13 protein-coding genes are annotated in these 17,311 nt (G+C 63.9%); 4 read left to right on the top strand and 9 right to left on the bottom strand.

The features are described from left to right. Nucleotides 1-140: 140 nt before the first annotated feature. Nucleotides 141-1,196 carry a magnesium transporter gene (gene mgtE / locus AAZU54_RS20920; RefSeq protein ID WP_405129239.1) on the bottom strand — a complete coding sequence of 352 codons (1,056 nt, stop codon included), beginning with the start codon at nt 1,194-1,196 and terminating at the stop codon, nt 141-143. A gap of 494 nt (nt 1,197-1,690) precedes the next feature. Here mgtE and ilvD point away from each other — a divergent pair, with 494 nt between their 5' ends. Further along, nucleotides 1,691-3,532 (top strand): dihydroxy-acid dehydratase, encoded by a 1,842-nt coding sequence (gene ilvD, locus AAZU54_RS20925; protein ID WP_186555918.1) that lies wholly within the window; start codon nt 1,691-1,693, stop codon nt 3,530-3,532. Nucleotides 3,533-3,693: 161 nt separating this feature from the next. Here ilvD and AAZU54_RS20930 read toward each other — a convergent pair whose 3' ends face one another. After that, a complete protein-coding gene (locus AAZU54_RS20930; protein ID WP_434727627.1) occupies nt 3,694-4,749 on the bottom strand; it encodes a haloacid dehalogenase-like hydrolase in 1,056 nt (351 codons plus the stop codon). Between the two features lie 242 nt (nt 4,750-4,991). Between AAZU54_RS20930 and AAZU54_RS20935 the strand changes: the two genes are divergently transcribed. Beyond that, complete coding sequence (locus AAZU54_RS20935; RefSeq protein ID WP_186555916.1) at nt 4,992-6,383, top strand: L-cystine transporter; 1,392 nt, start codon at nt 4,992-4,994, stop codon at nt 6,381-6,383. Between the two features lie 31 nt (nt 6,384-6,414). Here the strand turns inward: AAZU54_RS20935 and AAZU54_RS20940 are convergent, their stop codons facing one another. Beyond that, nucleotides 6,415-6,933, bottom strand: coding sequence for a dihydrofolate reductase (locus tag AAZU54_RS20940; RefSeq protein WP_434727628.1), 519 nt, complete (start codon nt 6,931-6,933; stop codon nt 6,415-6,417). A gap of 54 nt (nt 6,934-6,987) precedes the next feature. On the opposite strand from AAZU54_RS20940, the gene AAZU54_RS20945 reads away from it, so the two are divergent. Continuing rightward, nucleotides 6,988-8,379: a DUF2868 domain-containing protein gene (locus AAZU54_RS20945; protein WP_434727629.1), complete on the top strand. Its 1,392-nt coding sequence runs from the start codon at nt 6,988-6,990 to the stop codon at nt 8,377-8,379. Next, on the top strand, nt 8,372-9,736 hold the full coding sequence (locus AAZU54_RS20950; RefSeq protein WP_434727630.1) for a GTPase/DUF3482 domain-containing protein: 1,365 nt from the start codon (nt 8,372-8,374) through the stop codon (nt 9,734-9,736). The genes AAZU54_RS20945 and AAZU54_RS20950 overlap by 8 nt, the downstream gene beginning before the upstream one ends. An 83-nt stretch (nt 9,737-9,819) precedes the next feature. Here AAZU54_RS20950 and AAZU54_RS20955 read toward each other — a convergent pair whose 3' ends face one another. The 6 genes from AAZU54_RS20955 to AAZU54_RS20980 all read right to left on the bottom strand — a co-directional run bounded on the left by AAZU54_RS20955 (nt 9,820) and on the right by AAZU54_RS20980 (nt 17,238). Further along, nucleotides 9,820-9,951 carry a hypothetical protein gene (locus AAZU54_RS20955; RefSeq protein WP_264235717.1) on the bottom strand — a complete coding sequence of 44 codons (132 nt, stop codon included), beginning with the start codon at nt 9,949-9,951 and terminating at the stop codon, nt 9,820-9,822. Between the two features lie 48 nt (nt 9,952-9,999). Further along, nucleotides 10,000-11,025 carry a putative 2-aminoethylphosphonate ABC transporter substrate-binding protein gene (locus AAZU54_RS20960; protein ID WP_312152634.1) on the bottom strand — a complete coding sequence of 342 codons (1,026 nt, stop codon included), beginning with the start codon at nt 11,023-11,025 and terminating at the stop codon, nt 10,000-10,002. Nucleotides 11,026-11,055: 30 nt separating this feature from the next. After that, nucleotides 11,056-12,780 (bottom strand): putative 2-aminoethylphosphonate ABC transporter permease subunit, encoded by a 1,725-nt coding sequence (locus AAZU54_RS20965; protein ID WP_434727631.1) that lies wholly within the window; start codon nt 12,778-12,780, stop codon nt 11,056-11,058. 1 nt (nt 12,781) lies between these two features. Continuing rightward, nucleotides 12,782-13,846 (bottom strand): putative 2-aminoethylphosphonate ABC transporter ATP-binding protein, encoded by a 1,065-nt coding sequence (locus tag AAZU54_RS20970; protein ID WP_186555910.1) that lies wholly within the window; start codon nt 13,844-13,846, stop codon nt 12,782-12,784. A gap of 257 nt (nt 13,847-14,103) precedes the next feature. Further along, nucleotides 14,104-14,967 (bottom strand): LysR family transcriptional regulator, encoded by an 864-nt coding sequence (locus tag AAZU54_RS20975; RefSeq protein ID WP_186555909.1) that lies wholly within the window; start codon nt 14,965-14,967, stop codon nt 14,104-14,106. Between the two features lie 9 nt (nt 14,968-14,976). Next, nucleotides 14,977-17,238 (bottom strand): heavy metal translocating P-type ATPase, encoded by a 2,262-nt coding sequence (locus AAZU54_RS20980; RefSeq protein WP_434727632.1) that lies wholly within the window; start codon nt 17,236-17,238, stop codon nt 14,977-14,979. Nucleotides 17,239-17,311: the final 73 nt, after the last annotated feature.

The following is a 17,311-nucleotide window of genomic DNA, read 5'->3' on the forward strand; positions in this document are numbered from 1 at the left end:
ACCTGCAGGTCGGATCGATCGCTATCGCGGGGCAAGCCCGCTCCCACGCAGCCGCGTTCACGTAGTCACCCTCACGTAGTCGCGTTCACGTAGTCGCGTTCACGGAGCCGCTCCCACGCAGTCGCCTTGATCGCTACAGATCAGATATCCAGCACCTGCGATGCAATCCCGAAGTAGATCAACACCCCCACCGCATCGGCAATCGATGTCACCAGCGGTCCACTGGCCGTAGCCGGATCGAGCTTGAGCCGGGTGAACATGAACGGCAGGCTCATGCCAATCAAGCTGCCGATCAACACGATCACCAACATGCTGCTAGCCACGATCAGCGCGATCTCCGGTCCGCCGCGCAGTACCCCCAGCGATGCCACCGCCACGGCCATGGTCGCACCCAGCGCCAACGCCACACCGCACTCACGCCCGAGCATGCGCAACCAGTCGCGCATCATCACCTCGCCCGTAGCGATCCCACGCACCATCAGCGTCGCCGACTGCGCGCCAGCATTGCCGCCGCTATCGACCAGCAGCGGCAAGAAGAACACCAGTGCGATATGGGCTGAGATAGTTTCCTCGAACGCCGCGATGCCTGCACCCGAGAACAGGTTGCCGAACACCAGCAACACCAGCCACAACACCCGCTTGCGATAAAGCAGACCGACGGTGGCATCGCGCAAATTGCCAATGTGGGTGGTGATCAACGCGCCTTTATGAAAGTCTTCGGTCGCCTCTTCCACCACCACATCCAACGCATCGTCGCAGGTGACGATACCCACCAGCCGCGCCAGTTCATCGAGCACCGGCACAGCCAGCAGGTCATGCTCACGAATCAGCCGGGCGACTTGCTCCTGGGCGGTACCGGTGGCCACGCAGATGACCCTGCGCTGCATGATCTGCTCGATGGGTTGGTCTGGGGCGGCCAGAATCAGCTCACGCAGCGAAACCGTGCCCAGCACGTTGCGCCGCTCATCGAGCACATACGACTGATAGATGGTTTCGGCATCGGCCGCCTCGCGACGCAGCATGTCGATTGCCTGACTGGCGCTCAGGCCATTGTCCAGGCTCGAATATTCGCTGGTCATCAAGGCCCCGGCGGTGCCTTCGTTATACAGCCCAGCCTGCAACAGGCCGTCTCGCCGAGCCTGGGCGGCTTCGCGCAGGTGGGCGTGTGCAGCGAGAAAATCAGATGAATAGTGCATAAGGTTCTCCAGGCGCCGACGCAGGCGCCCGCAAACCTCAGCCGCGTGGGCTCAAGCCTTCGGATGCCCTGGCGACAGCGCGCTCAGTGCCAGCGTGCAAGTTCGTGATGAACTGAAAACTGGGAAGGTCCATTGAGGATGTATCTCGTCAAGCCGCACATGCGGCGCGGGGATAATAGGCAGCGCGGGGGCAGGCGTCAGCAGGAAAAACGCGCCAACGAGGTATTTGGGAAGCGTCCTACGACAATTCGGCCATGCCAGGCTTACATCCCACCGGGCACATCAGCATTCCCTCGCGGCGCCAGCGGTGTAGAATCGGCGTATTCATCGCCAGACATCCCCCGGCGGGTTTATGAGCTCTGGTCGAGCCTGCGGCGATCCCGCAGTGTGTTCGACCTCATCCGTGCCAGCGGCAACCGGCCTAGGGCACTAAGGACAAGAGAAGCTCACTTCCCTATTTGTTACTGACCTGATTCAGCCGCCAGGAGTGCTTCATGCCTGATTATCGTTCCAAGACTTCCACCCACGGCCGCAACATGGCCGGTGCCCGAGCCCTGTGGCGCGCTACCGGGATGAAGGACGACGACTTCAAGAAACCGATCATCGCCATCGCCAACTCGTTCACCCAGTTCGTCCCAGGTCACGTGCACCTGAAGGACCTGGGCCAACTGGTCGCCCGCGAGATCGAACGCGCCGGTGGCGTGGCCAAGGAATTCAACACCATCGCGGTCGACGACGGCATCGCCATGGGCCACGACGGCATGCTCTACTCGCTGCCAAGCCGCGAGATCATCGCCGACGCCGTGGAATACATGGTCAACGCCCACTGCGCTGACGCCATCGTGTGCATCTCCAACTGCGACAAGATCACCCCCGGCATGCTGATGGCCGCCCTGCGCCTGAACATCCCGGTGATCTTCGTTTCTGGCGGCCCGATGGAAGCCGGCAAGACCAAACTGGCCAGTCACGGCCTGGACCTGGTCGACGCCATGGTCATCGCTGCCGACTCGTCGGCCTCCGACGAGAAAGTCGCCGAGTACGAGCGCAGCGCCTGCCCGACCTGCGGTTCGTGCTCTGGCATGTTCACTGCCAACTCGATGAACTGCCTGACCGAAGCCCTGGGCCTGGCCCTGCCGGGCAACGGCTCGACCCTGGCCACCCACTCCGACCGCGAGCAGCTGTTCCTCACCGCTGGGCGGACCATCGTCGAGCTGTGCAAGCGCTATTACGGCGAAAACGACGAATCGGTGCTGCCGCGCAACATCGCCAACTTCAAGGCGTTCGAAAACGCCATGATGCTCGACATCGCCATGGGCGGTTCGACCAACACCATCCTGCACCTGCTGGCCGCTGCCCAGGAAGCCGAGGTCGACTTCGACCTGCGCGACATCGATCGCCTGTCGCGCAAAGTGCCGCAGCTGTGCAAGGTTGCGCCGAACATCCAGAAGTACCACATGGAAGACGTCCACCGCGCTGGCGGCATCTTCAGCATCCTCGGCTCGCTGGCCCGTGGCGGCCTGCTGCACACCGACCTGCCGACCGTGCACAGCGCCAGCATGGAAGAAGCCATCGCCAAGTGGGACATCACCCAGACCGACGATGAAGCGGTGCACACCTTCTTCAAGGCTGGCCCCGCCGGTATCCCGACCCAGACGGCCTTCAGCCAGTCGACCCGTTGGCAAACCCTCGATGACGACCGCGCCGAAGGCTGCATCCGCAGCGTCGAGCACGCCTATTCGCAAGAAGGCGGCCTGGCGGTGCTGTACGGCAACATCGCCTTGGATGGCTGCGTGGTGAAAACCGCTGGCGTCGACGAGTCGATCCACGTGTTCGAAGGCAACGCCAAGATCTTCGAGAGCCAGGACAGCGCGGTGCGCGGGATTCTTGCCGACGAAGTGAAGGCCGGCGACATCGTCATCATCCGCTACGAAGGTCCGAAAGGCGGCCCGGGCATGCAAGAGATGCTCTACCCGACCTCGTACCTGAAGTCCAAAGGCCTGGGCAAGGCCTGCGCCTTGCTCACCGATGGCCGTTTCTCAGGTGGTACCTCGGGCCTGTCGATTGGTCATGCCTCGCCGGAGGCCGCAGCGGGTGGTGCCATCGGCCTGGTGCGCGATGGCGACAAGATCCTGATCGACATTCCCAACCGCTCTATCAATCTGTTGGTCAGCGACGAAGAGCTGGCGCAGCGTCGGGTTGAGCAGGACCAGAAAGGTTGGAAGCCGGTTGAAGTGCGTCCGCGCAAGGTCACCACCGCGCTGAAGGCCTATGCCCTGTTGGCGACCAGTGCTGATAAAGGTGCTGTGCGTAACAAAGCGATGCTCGATGGGCTGTAAGGCTTAGCGAGAGATAGAAAACGGCGCCTGGTGCGCCGTTTTTTTATGCCTGGGGCGACCTCATCGCGGGGCAAGCCCGCTCCCACGCAAGCCGCGACTGGCCGCGCCGTTGAGCAATCACCCACGGCCTCGTGGGAGCGGGCTTGCCCCGCGATTGACCCTTACTGAATCTGCTCAGGGGTAACGATCACCCAGTTCTTGTCGGCCGTCACCGGCAAGCCTTCCTTGGCCTGAGCCGCCGCATGCTTGGCGATCATGCCGTTAAGCTGATCCAGGTACTTGGCCTTGCGATTTATCCACAGGTGAATCCCGCCCTTGCCGACATCGACCCCATGGAACTGCATGTAGCCATCGCTGGTAGGGGTATCGCCCCCCACCAGCACCGGTTTCTTCCATTCATCGATATAGGTCAGGATCGCCGCCTGCTTGCCGGCCATCCAGGTCGCCGGGGTCCACAGATAAGGGGTCAGCTCCAGCGACTCATTGGCCTTGGGATCATAGTGCCCAGCCGAGATCTGCTTACGTGCCGTGGTCAGCTGACCGCTGTCGCGATCCTTGAGCAGCAAACTGACGCCAATGACGTTCTCGGGCTTCACGTTGTAGCCGTACCTGGGATCGGCAGCGACCATGCGCACCAACTCTTCGGAAGCGGCGGAAATCACATAGACCTCGATGCCGTTCTCCATCAACTTGTTGAAAAGCTCGGTCTGGCCAGTGAACACCTTGGGCGGCTGCACCTCGATCGCCTTGACCTGATCCCCCTCAAAATAGGTGCTAGGCACCGGCTTGCCCGAGGCCATCAGCGCATCGACCTGCACCTTCAGCTCCTTGAGGGTAAAGCCCGCGAACACCTGGGCGACCCAGGGATAGCAGACCATGTCGTCGATCTCACAGAGCCGGTAGTAATAGCTGAACAAGCTCTCCTTGTGCTCGGCGGTATCTTTGAACGGCATCAGCTTCAACGAAGGGTCGAGCTTGTCCCGACTGAGCAGGCCTTTGTTCTCCATGAACGGCAGCAAAGCTTCTTCGAGGTCGAAGCGGTAGCTGGTGTTGTCCATGTCGAACACCGCGTAATTACCCTTGTGGGCATTGGCGGCGATCATGCTGTCCAGTTGCTTGGCGGCCTCAGTGGGCCAGTGCTTGAGCTCGGTGGCCCAGGTGTCGAGGCTCAGGGCCAGGGCCAAGCCTGCCGCGAGCATCTTCGCAGCGTTCGTCATGTGCAACTCTCCTGAAAGGTTGGCCCAACAACGCTAGCCAACAATCCGCGCAGGGGATGGCCCACAACGACCTCAAGACAGCTCGAAGCGCCGCCTTGATTGCTCAATAGCGACAGCGCGTTATTCCAATAACGACTAAGCACATTCCATTTGAATATAAATTCGTTTGTTTTCAGGCTGTTAGCATTTGCGTTCGCAATCGCGCACAGACGCGACGCCTTGTATTCGATTCTGGAGCTTCAATGAACCTGCCGCTGTCACTCAATCTGCTGGCATTGCTGGCCCTGTTGCTGGGCCTGGCACAAACCCGCCGCACCCAGTGGAGCCTGGCCAAGAAAGTCTTGCTCGGTCTGGTGCTGGGCGTGGTGTTCGGCCTGGTCCTGCACACGATCTATGGCGCCGGCCATCCGGTGCTCAAGGCCACCATCGGCTGGCTCGACTTGATCGGTAACGGCTATGTCGGCCTGTTGCAGATGATCGTCATGCCGCTGATCTTCGCCTCGATCCTCAGCGCCGTCGCCCGTCTGCACAACGCCTCCTCGCTGGGCCGGATCAGCGTTCTGAGCATTGGCACCCTGCTGCTGACCACCGCCATTGCCGCGCTGATCGGTATCGTCCTGACCAACCTGTTCGGCCTCAGCGCCGAGGGGCTGGTAGCGGGCGTGCCGGAAGCGGCGCGCCTGCAAGCGATCCAGAGCGACTACGCCGGCAAGGTCGCCGACCTCAATATCCCGCAGCTGCTGCTGTCGTTCATCCCCAGCAACCCGGTAGCGGATCTGGCCCGGGCCAAACCGACCTCGATCATCAGCGTGGTGATCTTCGCCGTGTTCATGGGCCTGGCCGCGCTGCAGTTGATCAAGGACGACAAAGACAAGGGCGAGCGCGCCCTGTCGGCCATCGACACCCTGCAAGCCTGGGTGATGCGCCTGGTGCGCCTGGTGATGACGCTCACTCCTTACGGCGTGCTGGCCTTGATGACCAAGGTGGTCGCCAGCTCCAACCTGGACGACATCCTCAAGCTGGGCAGTTTCGTGCTGGTGTCCTACCTCGGCCTGGGGCTGATGTTCGTGGTTCACGGGGTGATCCTGGCCGCTACCGGCGTCAGCCCGCTGCGCTTCTTCCGTAAGGTCTGGCCAGTGCTGACGTTCGCCTTCACCAGCCGCTCCAGTGCGGCGAGCATTCCCCTGAACATCGAAGCGCAAACCCGCCGCCTGGGTGTGCCGCAGTCGATTGCCAGCTTCAGCGCCTCGTTTGGCACCACCATCGGCCAGAACGGCTGCGCCGGTCTGTACCCGGCCATGTTGGCGGTGATGGTTGCCCCAGCGGTGGGCATCAACACCTTCGACCCGCTGTGGATCGCCACGCTGGTGGCCATCGTCACCTTGAGCTCGGCAGGGGTCGCCGGGGTTGGCGGGGGTGCGACCTTCGCTGCGCTGATCGTGCTGCCGGCGATGGGGCTGCCGGTTGAACTGGTGGCGCTGTTGATCTCGGTAGAACCGCTGATCGACATGGGCCGCACGGCGTTGAACGTGAGTGGGTCGATGACCGCGGGCGTGGTGACGAGCCAGTTGCTCAAGCAGACCGATCATCACGTGCTGGGTGATGATCAGCATGCGCAGCTGAGTCATTCCTGAGCATTTTGGGGCCGCTTTGCGGCCCCCTGTCTCAACGCTTGTCCCACACCTCGAAATGATAAGCCGGCTTGTCGCCTTCGCTTGTCTGCGCCTGGCTGGAGGCCAGCGCCCACTGCGCCTGGTCGAACTCAGGGAACCAGGCATCACCTTCTGGCGACAGCTCGACCCGCGTCAGGTACATGCGGCTGACCAACCCCTGCTCCAGCGCCAGCGCGTACAGCTGCGCGCCGCCAATCAGCATCAGCTCATCGACGCCCTGCTGCTTGGCCCACTGCTCGGCGCGTTGCAGTGCCTGCTCCAGCGACGCGAACACTTCAGCGCCTTCAAGCTGCAACCCCGGCTGACGGCTGACGACGATGTTCAGCCGGCCTGGTAGCGGCCGGCCCAGCGAATCCCAGGTCTTGCGACCCATGATGATCGGCTTGCCCAAGGTGGTAGCCTTGAAGTACTTGAAATCCCCCGGCAGGTGCCAGGGCATGGAATTGTCGATGCCAATCACGCGGTTCTCGGCGCACGCCGCGATCAGGCTGAGGGGGAGTGATGTATTCATGTCGGCGAGGATAGCAAACCAAGCCTGGGTTAAGCTTGTGCCCTGACCTGTGCAATGGAAGACCTTGTGACTGCACCGACTCCACTCGACAAGCGCTGGCTCACCGAAGCGGTGCGCCTGCGCGAGGAACACGCCGGGCCCCTGGAAGACCAGGAAGCCAACCGCCGTGCCCGCCAGCTGGGCGGCGACCTGGCGGCACGCATCGAGAGCCGCGCCCTGTGGCTGGCCGAGCGCGATGGCATGGCCGAGGCCCTGCGCCACTGGAAGCAGGGCGCGCGCCTGGCCTTGCTGGCGCTGCTGCTGTTTGCCCTGTTCAGCGGCGCAGGCCTTGGCCTGGCGGCTTTGGGCGATGGCCAACGACCGGTGAATGTGTTCTGGGCACTGGGCAGCCTGCTTGGGCTGAACCTGCTGATGCTGATCGGCTGGGCCGTCAGTTTCATCACCGCAGGTGAACAAGGCGCAGTGCTGGGCCGCCTGTGGCTATGGCTCAGCGAGCGCTTTGCCCGCGATGCCAAGGCCGCACAACTGGCGCCGGCGTTACTGATTCTGCTGCAGCGCCAGCGCCTCAACCGCTGGCTACTGGGCGCGCTGGTCCATGGCTTGTGGCTGCTGGCGATGATCGCCGCATTGCTGATGCTATTGGCGTTGCTGGCGACTCGGCGCTATGGCTTCGTCTGGGAAACCACCCTGCTCGCCGCCGAGCCCTTCATCAGCCTCACGCATGCCCTCGGCGCCCTGCCCTCGCTGCTGGGCTTTGCCGTGCCCGATGAAGCCATGATCCGCGCCAGCGGCGACACGCTGCCGGCCCTCGACCTGGCGCGTCAGGCCTGGGCCAGTTGGCTGCTCGGGGTAGTGCTGGTGTACGGCCTGCTGCCGCGCTTGTTACTGGCGCTGCTGTGCCTGTGGCGCTGGCGCCAAGGTCGCGAGCGCTTGACGTTGGACTTGAGCCTGCCCGGCTATGCCCAACTGCGCGATGCATTGATGCCGCGCAGCGAACGCCTTGGCGTACAAGATGCGGCGCCAGATGCCCTGCCGCATTTCCAGCCGGGACAACTGGAGTCAGGTGCCAGCGGCGCGTTGCTGGTAGGGCTTGAACTGGACGACCAGCGCCCCTGGCCGCCCAAGCTTGCCCCAGGCGTAACCAACGCTGGCATCCTCGACAGCCGCGAGTCTCGCAACAAGCTGCTCGAACAACTGAGCCGCTTTCCACCGGCGCGCCTGGCCATCGCCTGCGACCCACGCCGCTCGCCGGACCGCGGCAGCCTGGCGCTGCTCGCCGAGCTTGCCCGCAATGCCGGCGCCACGCGTATCTGGCTGCTCCAGGCGCTTCCCGGCCAAGCACTGGATGCGGCGCGCCTGGGTGACTGGCACGAAGCCCTCGACCGCCTCGGCCTGCCTCACGCCGATACCTCGCCCCTGACCTGGTTGGAGCATGGCCATGACTGAGCCGCTGAAACTGGCCGTGGTCGGCCACACCAACGTCGGCAAGACCTCGCTGCTGCGTACCCTGACCCGTGACGTCGGTTTCGGCGAGGTGTCGCACCGCCCCAGCACCACCCGCCATGTCGAAGGCGCACGGCTGTCGGTGGACGGCGAGCCGCTACTGGAGTTGTACGATACGCCAGGGCTGGAAGACGCCATCGCCCTGCTCGATTACCTGGAACGGCTGGAGCGCCCTGGTGAACGGTTGGACGGGCCGGCGCGTCTACAGCGCTTTCTTCAGGGCAGTGAGGCGCGCCAGCGCTTCGAGCAGGAAGCCAAGGTGCTGCGCCAGCTGCTGGCGAGCAATGCCGGGCTGTATGTGATCGATGCCCGTGAACCGGTGCTGGCCAAGTACCGCGATGAACTGCAAGTGCTGGCCAGCTGTGGCAAGCCGCTGCTGCCGGTGCTCAACTTCGTCGCCAGCGGCCAACACCGCGAGCCCGAATGGCGCGAAGCCCTCGCCCGCCTTGGCCTGCACGCGTTAGTGCGATTCGACAGCGTTGCCCCTCCTGAAGACGGTGAGCGGCGGCTGTATGAAAGCCTGGCCCTGTTGCTGGAGGATGCGCGCCCCTCGCTCCAGCGCCTGATCGACGACCAGCAGGCTCAGCGCCTGGCCCGCCAGCACAGCGGCAAACGCCTGATCGCCGAATTGTTGCTCGACTGCGCCGCCTGCCGACGCAGTGTCGAGGCCGAGCCTGCGGCTGAAGCCAAGGCCATCGAAGCGCTGCGCCAGGATGTACGTCAGCGTGAGCAGCGCTGTGTCGAAGCATTGCTCAAGCTGTATGCGTTTCGCCGCGAAGACGCCAATGCCGGCGACCTGCCGTTGCTGGACGGGCGCTGGGGAGATGATCTGTTCAACCCGGAAACCCTCAAGCTGTTGGGCGTGCGCCTAGGCAGCGGAGTTGCCGCAGGTGCTGCGGCCGGCGCCGGTGTGGATCTGTTGGTCGGCGGCCTGACCCTTGGCGCTGCCGCGCTGGCCGGGGCCATCGCTGGCGGCGCATTGCAGACCGCGCGCAATTACGGCTCAAGGTTGATGGGCAAGTTGAAGGGCCAGCGCGAGCTGACCGTGGATGACAGCGTCTTGCGCCTGTTGGCGCTGCGCCAGCAGCAGTTGGTGCAAGCCTTGGAAAGCCGTGGGCATGCGGCGCAGGACAGCATTCGCCTGGGCGCAGCGGATGAAAAAGCCTGGCGCGAAGGCAAGCTGCCTGAGGCGCTGAACAAGGCCCGGGCGCATCCGCAGTGGTCGACGCTCAACCCTGGGGCGCGGGTCAACCAGGCGGAGCGCCAGGAGCAGTTGGAGGTGTTGGTTAGCCAGTTGTGATGGCGTCTTCTATGCCGGCCCCATCGCGGGCTCGTGGGAGCGGGCTTGCCCCGCGATAGGGCCGGCACAGCCCCCGCCCCCTTTCACAGCAACGCCAACGCCTTGCCCTTCAACACCTGCAAATCGATCACCGGCACGCCCACCTCCTTGGCCTGCTCATCCCACAGCACGGCGCCGACGACTACATCGGCGAGGCCATCACTCAGCTCGAACATTCTCCTGGGCAATTGGTTATTGGGGCCGCTTTGTGGCCCCAGGCACCTTTACTGCTGGGCCACTTTCTCCGACTTGCCGTCATAGCGCTTGCGCCATTCAGCCAGGATCTGGTCGCGGTTCTTTGAGGCCCAGGCAAAGTCATTCTTGATCAAGCGCTGCTCGTAGTCCGCTGGCAGCTCGGTCTGTGGCTTGGCGATCCCTGGCGCGGCCAGCACTGCAAAGTTTTCTTTGTACAGCTCCATTGCCGCGGGGCTTGCGGAGAAGTCAGCCAGACGCTTGGCCGCCTCTGCCTTCGGCGTGCCCTTGATCACTGCAGTCGCTTCGATTTCCCAGCCTAGACCTTCTTTGGGCAGGATGATGTCCAGCGGCGCCCCTTGGCGCTTGAGCTGCACCGCCGGGTACTCGAAGGAAATACCAATCGGGAATTCACCCGAGGCTGCCAGCTTGCAGGGCTTGGAGCCGGAATGCACATACTGGCCGATGTTCTGGTGCAGCCCGTCCATGTAGGCCCAGCCCTGCGGCTCGCCAAAGGTTTGCAGCCAGGCGCTGACGTCCAGGAAGCCGGTGCCGGAGGAGGCCGGGTTGGGCATGACGATCTTGCCTTTGTACTCAGGTTTGGTCAGGTCCTGCCAGCTGACGGGCTTGCTCAGGCCCTGCTTTTCGGCCTCGACGGTGTTGAAGCAGATAGTCGCGGCCCACACGTCCATGCCCACCCAGGCTGGCGGGTTGGCGGCGTCGCGGTAGTTCTTGGCGATCTTCTCCAGGTCTTTTGGCGCATAGGCTTCAAGCATCTGGTGCTGGTCGAGAATGGCCAGGCTGGAGGCCGCCAGCCCCCACACGGCGTCGGCCTGCGGGCGGTCTTTTTCCGCCAGCAGCTTGGCGGTGATGATGCCGGTGGAATCGCGCACCCACTTGATCTCGATGTCCGGGTTGGCCTTTTCGAAGGCCTGCTTGTAGCTCTTGAGCTGCTCGGCCTCCAGGGCGGTGTAGACCGTCAGCTGGCTCCCGGCGGCCGTAGCCTGCAGGCTGAATACAGCGGATACGGCAGCGGCAAGTGCAAAGGGCTTGAACATGTTGCGGTTCCTTTCAGGGTTGGCAGTCGGTCAATGGCCGGGGGCGCGTTGGCGCCAGGCCTGGGAGCGGCGCAGCAGGCCGCGAGAAGCTGCGGCTAGCAGCAATGAGGCGGTCGCACTGGTTAGCAGGATCAGGGTCGACATGGCGGCAGCGCCGCCGACGTTGCCGGCGTCGTCCATGTTCAGCACGGCGACGGCCGCAAGGATGGTGTCGGGGCTGTAGAGGAAGATCGCCGCCGACACCGTGGTCATCGCCGAGACGAACAGGTAGCGAATGATGTCCAGCAGCGCTGGCAGGCAGATCGGCACGGTCACCCTCAAGAAATGCCGATAAAGCGGCGCCTTGAGCGACAGCGCTGCCGCCTCGAACTCGCCGTCGAGCTGGCGCAAGGCGGTGGTCGCGGTCATCTGCGCGGTGGTCAGGTAGTGGGCGATGGTGCACACCACCAGCAGCGCCATGCTGCCGTAGAACACATGCAGCGGGTTGCCATTGAGATTGAAGAAGAACACGTAGCCCAGGCCCAGGACCAAGCCCGGCACCGCCATCGGAATGAAGCTCAGCAGCCGCAGCGATTGGTTGAGCAGGCGCTGGCCTTGGGTCTTCTCCATCAAGTAGGCACCAGCGAAGATCACCACGCTGCCGATCAACGCCGCGCACAAGGCCATGGTCACGCTGTTGCGGTAGGCCAGCCAACCGCCGCCAGCGGTGTCCTCGAACCTGTAGTGCTTGAGCGACAGCGACAGGTTGTACGGCCAGAATTTGACCAGCGACGAGTACACCGCCATGCCGACGACCGCCAGCAGCACCGCACAGATCAGCAGCACGATGGCCAGGAACACGCCGTCACGCAGCCGCGATGGCTTGGGCTCGAACACCTGCGCACGGCCACTCAGCGCCTCGCCCTGGTGCCGACGCAACCAGGCATCGACGGCAAAGCTCAGCAGCGCTGGCACCAGCAGGACCATGCCAATCAGTGCGCCACGGCCGAACTGTTGCTGGCCGACCACCGCCTTGTAGGCCTCCAGCGCCAGCACCTGATAATCGCCGCCGACGACGACTGGCACGCCAAAGTCGGTGATGGTCAGGGTGAACACCAGGCAGAACGCGGCGAACACCGCCTGACGCGTGGCCGGCCAGGTGATGCTGAAAAACGCCCGCACCGGGCCTGCGCCCATGCTCGATGCCGCATCGAACAAGCGCGCATCTGCCAGTGACAGCGCCGACAGCAGAATCATCAGGGCATGTGGAAAGGTGTAGATGGCCTCACCCAGGACGATGCCCCAGAAGCCATAGATATTGTCGCTAAGCAGCCCGCGCAGCAGGCCTTGGTTACCGAACAGATAGACCAGGGCGATGGCCGGCAGCATCGACGGCGCCAGCAGCGGCAGCAGGGAAACCCCTCGCCACAGGCCTTTGCCGGGGATCAGCGTGCGCTGCAAGGCGTAGGCGAACAGATAGGCCAGCGGGATGACGATCACCGCCACCGTGAATGCCACCGACAAACTGTTGCCGAGCAGCCAGTGGAAGTTGTCGCTGGCAAACAGCTCGCGCGCCGCCAGCAGGCCGCCGCCTTGGCCTGCGTCAGCGCTCAAACCTCGCCAGAAGATCGCCAGCAGCGGCATCAGTACCGCCAGTACGAGCAGAACCAGCAGCAGGCTCTTGCCGCCGACCACGAACAACCGGTCACCCAAGGCGACGCCATTGCCCGGCGCCGCCTTGGCTTGCTTGAGCGGCAAGGAGATTGGCGCGGCCATCTTAGGCAAACACCTGCAGGCTCTGTGGTGGCAGGGCCACCCAGATGTCTTGCGAACCCAGGCGCGGCATGGCTTCTGGGGCAATTTCCGCGAGCAGGGTATGCCCTGGCAGGGTTTTCAGCTCGAAGCTCATTCGGCAGCGGTTGCCGAGGAAGGTGATCTCCTGGACCTTGGCCGCGAACAGGTTTTCCTCATGCACCAGCGGGTTGACCGTGATCGCCTCCGGGCGGCAGAACAGCCGACCGCTGCTGGCGCGGGCCGCGTTTGGCCCCAGGCGCATGTTCATCCCGCCAACCTGGGCGTGGCTGTCGCCGCTGCGCTGGAACGGCAGCCAGTTGCCCTGGCCGACGAACTCGGCAACGAACGGCGTCGCGGGTTTGTCGTAGATTTCTTGCGGCGTGGCGTACTGCTCGACCTGACCGTTGTTCATCACGGCGATGCGGTCGGCCATCAGCATGGCCTCGTCCTGGTTGTGGGTAACCATCAAGGTGGTAATGCCGAGCTGGCGCTGCAACTGGCGTAGCTCAGTGCACAGATGCTCGCGAACGCGCGCATCCAGCGCCGACATCGGCTCGTCGAGCAGCAGCAACGAAGGGGCCGGAGCCAGGGCGCGGGCCAGGGCCACGCGCTGCTGCTGGCCACCGGAAAGCTGCCCGGGGTATTTCTTCTCGCTGCCCAGCAGGCCAACCAGTTCGAGCATCTCGGCCACGCGCTGGCGGGCTTGCTCACGGCTGGAGCCGGTCAGGCCGTAGGCGATGTTGGCTTCGACCGTGAGGTTGGGGAACAACGCGTAGGACTGGAACAGGATGCCGTAATCACGCGCCTGCGGTGGCAGCTCGGAGATGTCCCGATCACCGATGTACAGCGCCCCACGGTCCTGCCGTTCGAGGCCGGCGATGCAGCGCAGCAGGGTGGTCTTGCCACAGCCCGACGGGCCGAGCAGGCAGACCAGCTCGCCAGCGGCGATATCGAGGGAGACATCGTTGAGCGCGGTAAACGCGCCGAAGCGCTTGTGGATACCGCGCACTTTCATCTGTGCGCCTGGGGTGGCGATGGCGTGGGTCATGACAGGGCCTCGTCGAAGAGATGCAGGCCATGCTAAGAACCCAATGCGAAGCTTATGTGGCTTTAGGGCAAAAGCCGGTGATAGTGGTATTGGTGGATTTTGTAGTGGCCAAGTTCAGTGTCGACTGCAGGCGCGATTGCGTGGGATTGGGCTTGCCCCGCGATGACGTCCTTGTGCTCACCATCGCCATCGCGGGGCAAGCCCGCTCCCACGAGGCCCGTGTGTAGCTCGCAGACGCCCCGATGGCGCGGCATCGCCTACAGCCCCGCCACCTCTTGCGCCACCCCGAGAAACGCCGCCGGTAACCTGGCCTGGCGCCGCTCCTTCAGGCAGTACAGGTACTCATGCATCACCGGCGCATTCTCCAGCACCAGCACCCGCAGTTCAGGGTTATGCGGCACCTCATGGCGAGCAATGATGCTGATGCCGATGTTGCGCAACACCGCCTCGCGAATCGACTCGCGGCTGCCAATTTCCAGCAACGCACCGATCTTGACCCCGGCATCGGCGAGCATCTGCTCGGTCAGCTTGCGGGTGGTCGAGCCCTGCTCGCGCATCAGCAGGCAATGCCCGGCCAAGGCGTCGATGGCCACCACCTGGCGATTGGCCAATGGATGATTGCGGTGCACCGCCACCACCAGCGGGTCAGTGCCGAGCACGCGGCGAATCAGGCGCGCATCTTCGAGCAGCTGCGATGACGCAGCAATGTCCACCCGATAGTCTTCGAGCATCTCCAGCACCTGCTGGGAGTTGCCGATCTCCACCGCCACGTCCACTTGCGGCAGGCGCTCGCGGAAGATCTTCACCAGGTCGAGGATGTAGTACGGCGCCGTCGCGGCAATGCGCAAACTGCCCTGGGCCTGGCCACTGTTGCGCAGCTCGAATTCGATGTCGGCTTCCTGCTGCAGCAAGGCCTTGACCATCGGCAACAGCCGCGCGCCCTCCTCGCTCAACACCAGGCGCCGACCGCCGCGGTAGAACAGCTCAACCGCGTACTGGCTTTCCAGGTTGCGAATCTGCGTGGTCACCGTCGGCTGGCTGAGCCCGAGCTTCTTCGCCGCCAAGGTAATGCTGCCCAGGCGGGCCACCATGTAGAAGGCTTTGAGCTCGGCACTCAGCATGCAGGTTCCTTATTTGCGCAAAAGGCGCAGGCCGTTGAACACCACCAACAGGCTGACGCCCATGTCGGCGAACACCGCCATCCACATGGTGGCCATGCCGGCAAAGGTGATCGCCAGGAAAATCGCCTTGATCCCCAACGCCAACACGATGTTCTGGGTGAGGATCGCCGCACTTTGCCGCGACAGCCTGACGAAGGCCGGGATTTTGCGCAAGTCATCGTCCATCAGCGCCACGTCGGCGGTCTCGATCGCAGTGTCGGTGCCCGCCGCGGCCATGGCAAAGCCGATTTCGGCGCGCGCCAGGGCCGGCGCATCGTTGATCCCGTCGCCGACCATGCCGACCCGGTGTCCTTCGGCGTACAGCGCCTCGATGGTGTTGAGCTTGTCACTGGGCAGCAAATTGCCTTCAGCTCGGTCGATACCGACCTGGGCGGCAATCGCCTGGGCGGTGTGCGGATTGTCGCCGGTGAGCATGACCGTCTTGATGCCCAGCTCATGCAACTCGGCGATGGCCTGACGGCTGCTGTCCTTGACCGTGTCGGCGACGGCGAACAACGCCAACGGGCCGCTGCGGTCGAGCAGCAAGACTACGGTTTTACCCTGGCGCTCCAATGCATCGAGCTCGGCTTCCAGTTCAGGCGAGCACAACCCCAGCTCCTCGACCAGGCGATGGTTGCCCAGGTGATACAGCTCCCCGTCGATCTCGCCACGCACGCCACGCCCAGCCAATGCGGCGAACGCGCTGACCTCGCTCAGCGCCGTACCCTGTTCCTTGCCGAACTGGGCAATGGCACGGGAAACCGGGTGATCAGAACGCTCGCCGAGGCTTGCCGCCAGCGCCTGGGCACGGCCTTCGAACAGCGGCTCAAGCAGCTTGAAGTCGGTCTGTACCGGCTTGCCATAGGTGATCGTGCCGGTCTTGTCCAGGGCAAGGAAGTCCAGCTTGCGCCCCCCTTCGAGGTACACGCCGCCCTTGATCAGAATGCCCTTGCGCGCAGCGGCGGCCAGGCCACTGACGATGGTCACCGGCGTGGAGATCACCAAGGCGCATGGGCAGGCCACCACCAGCAGGACCAGGGCGCGGTAGATCCAGTCGAACCAGGCACCCGCCATGAACAGTGGCGGGATGATCGCCACAGCCAGCGCAACGGCGAACACCACCGGGGTGTAGATGCGCGAGAAGCGATCGACGAAGCGCTGGGTCGGAGCGCGGGCGCCCTGGGCCTCTTCCACGGCCTTGATGATGCGCGCCAGGGTCGATTGCCCGGCTGCAGCGCTCACCCGATACTCCAGCGCCCCCTCCTGGTTGATGGTGCCAGCGAACAACTTATCGCCTTTGTTTTTCTCCACAGGCAGGCTTTCGCCGGTGATCGGCGCCTGATCGACGCTGGACTGGCCATTGACCACCTCGCCATCCAGACCGATCCGCTCGCCGGGACGTACCCGCACCACCGCACCGAGGGCCACCTCACGGACATCGACCTCACGCCACTGGCCGTCCTCCTGCTGCACGGTGGCCATGTCCGGGCTGAGCTGCATCAGGCCACTGATCGCGTTGCGGGCGCGGTCGAGCGAGCGCGCTTCGATCAGCTCGGCAACGGTGAACAGCACCATGACCATGGCCGCTTCTGGCCATTGGCCGATCAGCACGGCGCCGGTCACGGCGATGCTCATCAGCGCGTTGATGTTGAGATTGCGATTTTTCAGGGCGATCCAGCCCTTTTTGTAAGTGCCCAGGCCACAGCCAAGGATCGCCGCCAGCGCCAGCGCAGCGACCAGCCAACCAGGCGCAAGCGCAGTGAAATGCACCACCTCGGCAGCGATCGCCGCCACCCCGGACAGCGCCAGCGGCCACCAACGGGTCTTGGCTGCGGGGGCCGGGGCGGCTTCATCGGCATCGGTCAGCGGCTCGGCCTGCATGCCAAGGCTAGCGATGGCTTGCTCGATTGCGTGGGTACCGCTCAAGGTGTGACGCACACCGAGCACCCGGTTGATCAGGTTGAACTCCAGCTGCTCGACGCCGGCCATCTTGCCCAGCTTGTCCTGGATCAGGGTCTGCTCGGTAGGGCAGTCCATAGCCTGGATGCGGAAGCGGCTGAGCTGCGCATTGCTGCTAGCCTTCTCGGTCAGTTGCACCAAGGCTGGCGCAGCGGCAGCAGAGCCACAGCAGCTGTGCGCGTGGGTGTCGTGGCAAGAGGCTTTGCCGCCATGCTCATGGTCGTGAGCATGGGCGTGGTCGTGCGAGTGATCGGGGCTGACAGGCTGGTTCATGGATTCGTCCTTAAAGAGAGCCTGTTGCCAAGTGAACACCCTATAGCCACTATAGGGTCAAGCCATCTGCTGG

The sequence above is a fragment of the Pseudomonas sp. Je.1.5.c genome, from assembly GCF_051129895.1.
In the GTDB taxonomy this organism is placed as follows: domain Bacteria; phylum Pseudomonadota; class Gammaproteobacteria; order Pseudomonadales; family Pseudomonadaceae; genus Aquipseudomonas; species Aquipseudomonas urmiensis.

Excerpts from the sequence above, each read along its gene's own strand:
- mgtE (WP_405129239.1), bottom strand. The coding sequence starts at position 1,196 with ATGCACTATTCATCTGATTTTCTCGCTGCACACGCCCACCTGCGCGAA.
- ilvD (WP_186555918.1), top strand. The coding sequence starts at position 1,691 with ATGCCTGATTATCGTTCCAAGACTTCCACCCACGGCCGCAACATGGCC.
- AAZU54_RS20930 (WP_434727627.1), bottom strand. The coding sequence starts at position 4,749 with ATGACGAACGCTGCGAAGATGCTCGCGGCAGGCTTGGCCCTGGCCCTG.
- AAZU54_RS20935 (WP_186555916.1), top strand. The coding sequence starts at position 4,992 with ATGAACCTGCCGCTGTCACTCAATCTGCTGGCATTGCTGGCCCTGTTG.
- AAZU54_RS20940 (WP_434727628.1), bottom strand. The coding sequence starts at position 6,933 with ATGAATACATCACTCCCCCTCAGCCTGATCGCGGCGTGCGCCGAGAAC.
- AAZU54_RS20945 (WP_434727629.1), top strand. The coding sequence starts at position 6,988 with ATGGAAGACCTTGTGACTGCACCGACTCCACTCGACAAGCGCTGGCTC.
- AAZU54_RS20950 (WP_434727630.1), top strand. The coding sequence starts at position 8,372 with ATGACTGAGCCGCTGAAACTGGCCGTGGTCGGCCACACCAACGTCGGC.
- AAZU54_RS20955 (WP_264235717.1), bottom strand. The coding sequence starts at position 9,951 with ATGTTCGAGCTGAGTGATGGCCTCGCCGATGTAGTCGTCGGCGCCGTG.
- AAZU54_RS20960 (WP_312152634.1), bottom strand. The coding sequence starts at position 11,025 with ATGTTCAAGCCCTTTGCACTTGCCGCTGCCGTATCCGCTGTATTCAGC.
- AAZU54_RS20965 (WP_434727631.1), bottom strand. The coding sequence starts at position 12,780 with ATGGCCGCGCCAATCTCCTTGCCGCTCAAGCAAGCCAAGGCGGCGCCG.
- AAZU54_RS20970 (WP_186555910.1), bottom strand. The coding sequence starts at position 13,846 with ATGACCCACGCCATCGCCACCCCAGGCGCACAGATGAAAGTGCGCGGT.
- AAZU54_RS20975 (WP_186555909.1), bottom strand. The coding sequence starts at position 14,967 with ATGCTGAGTGCCGAGCTCAAAGCCTTCTACATGGTGGCCCGCCTGGGC.
- AAZU54_RS20980 (WP_434727632.1), bottom strand. The coding sequence starts at position 17,238 with ATGAACCAGCCTGTCAGCCCCGATCACTCGCACGACCACGCCCATGCT.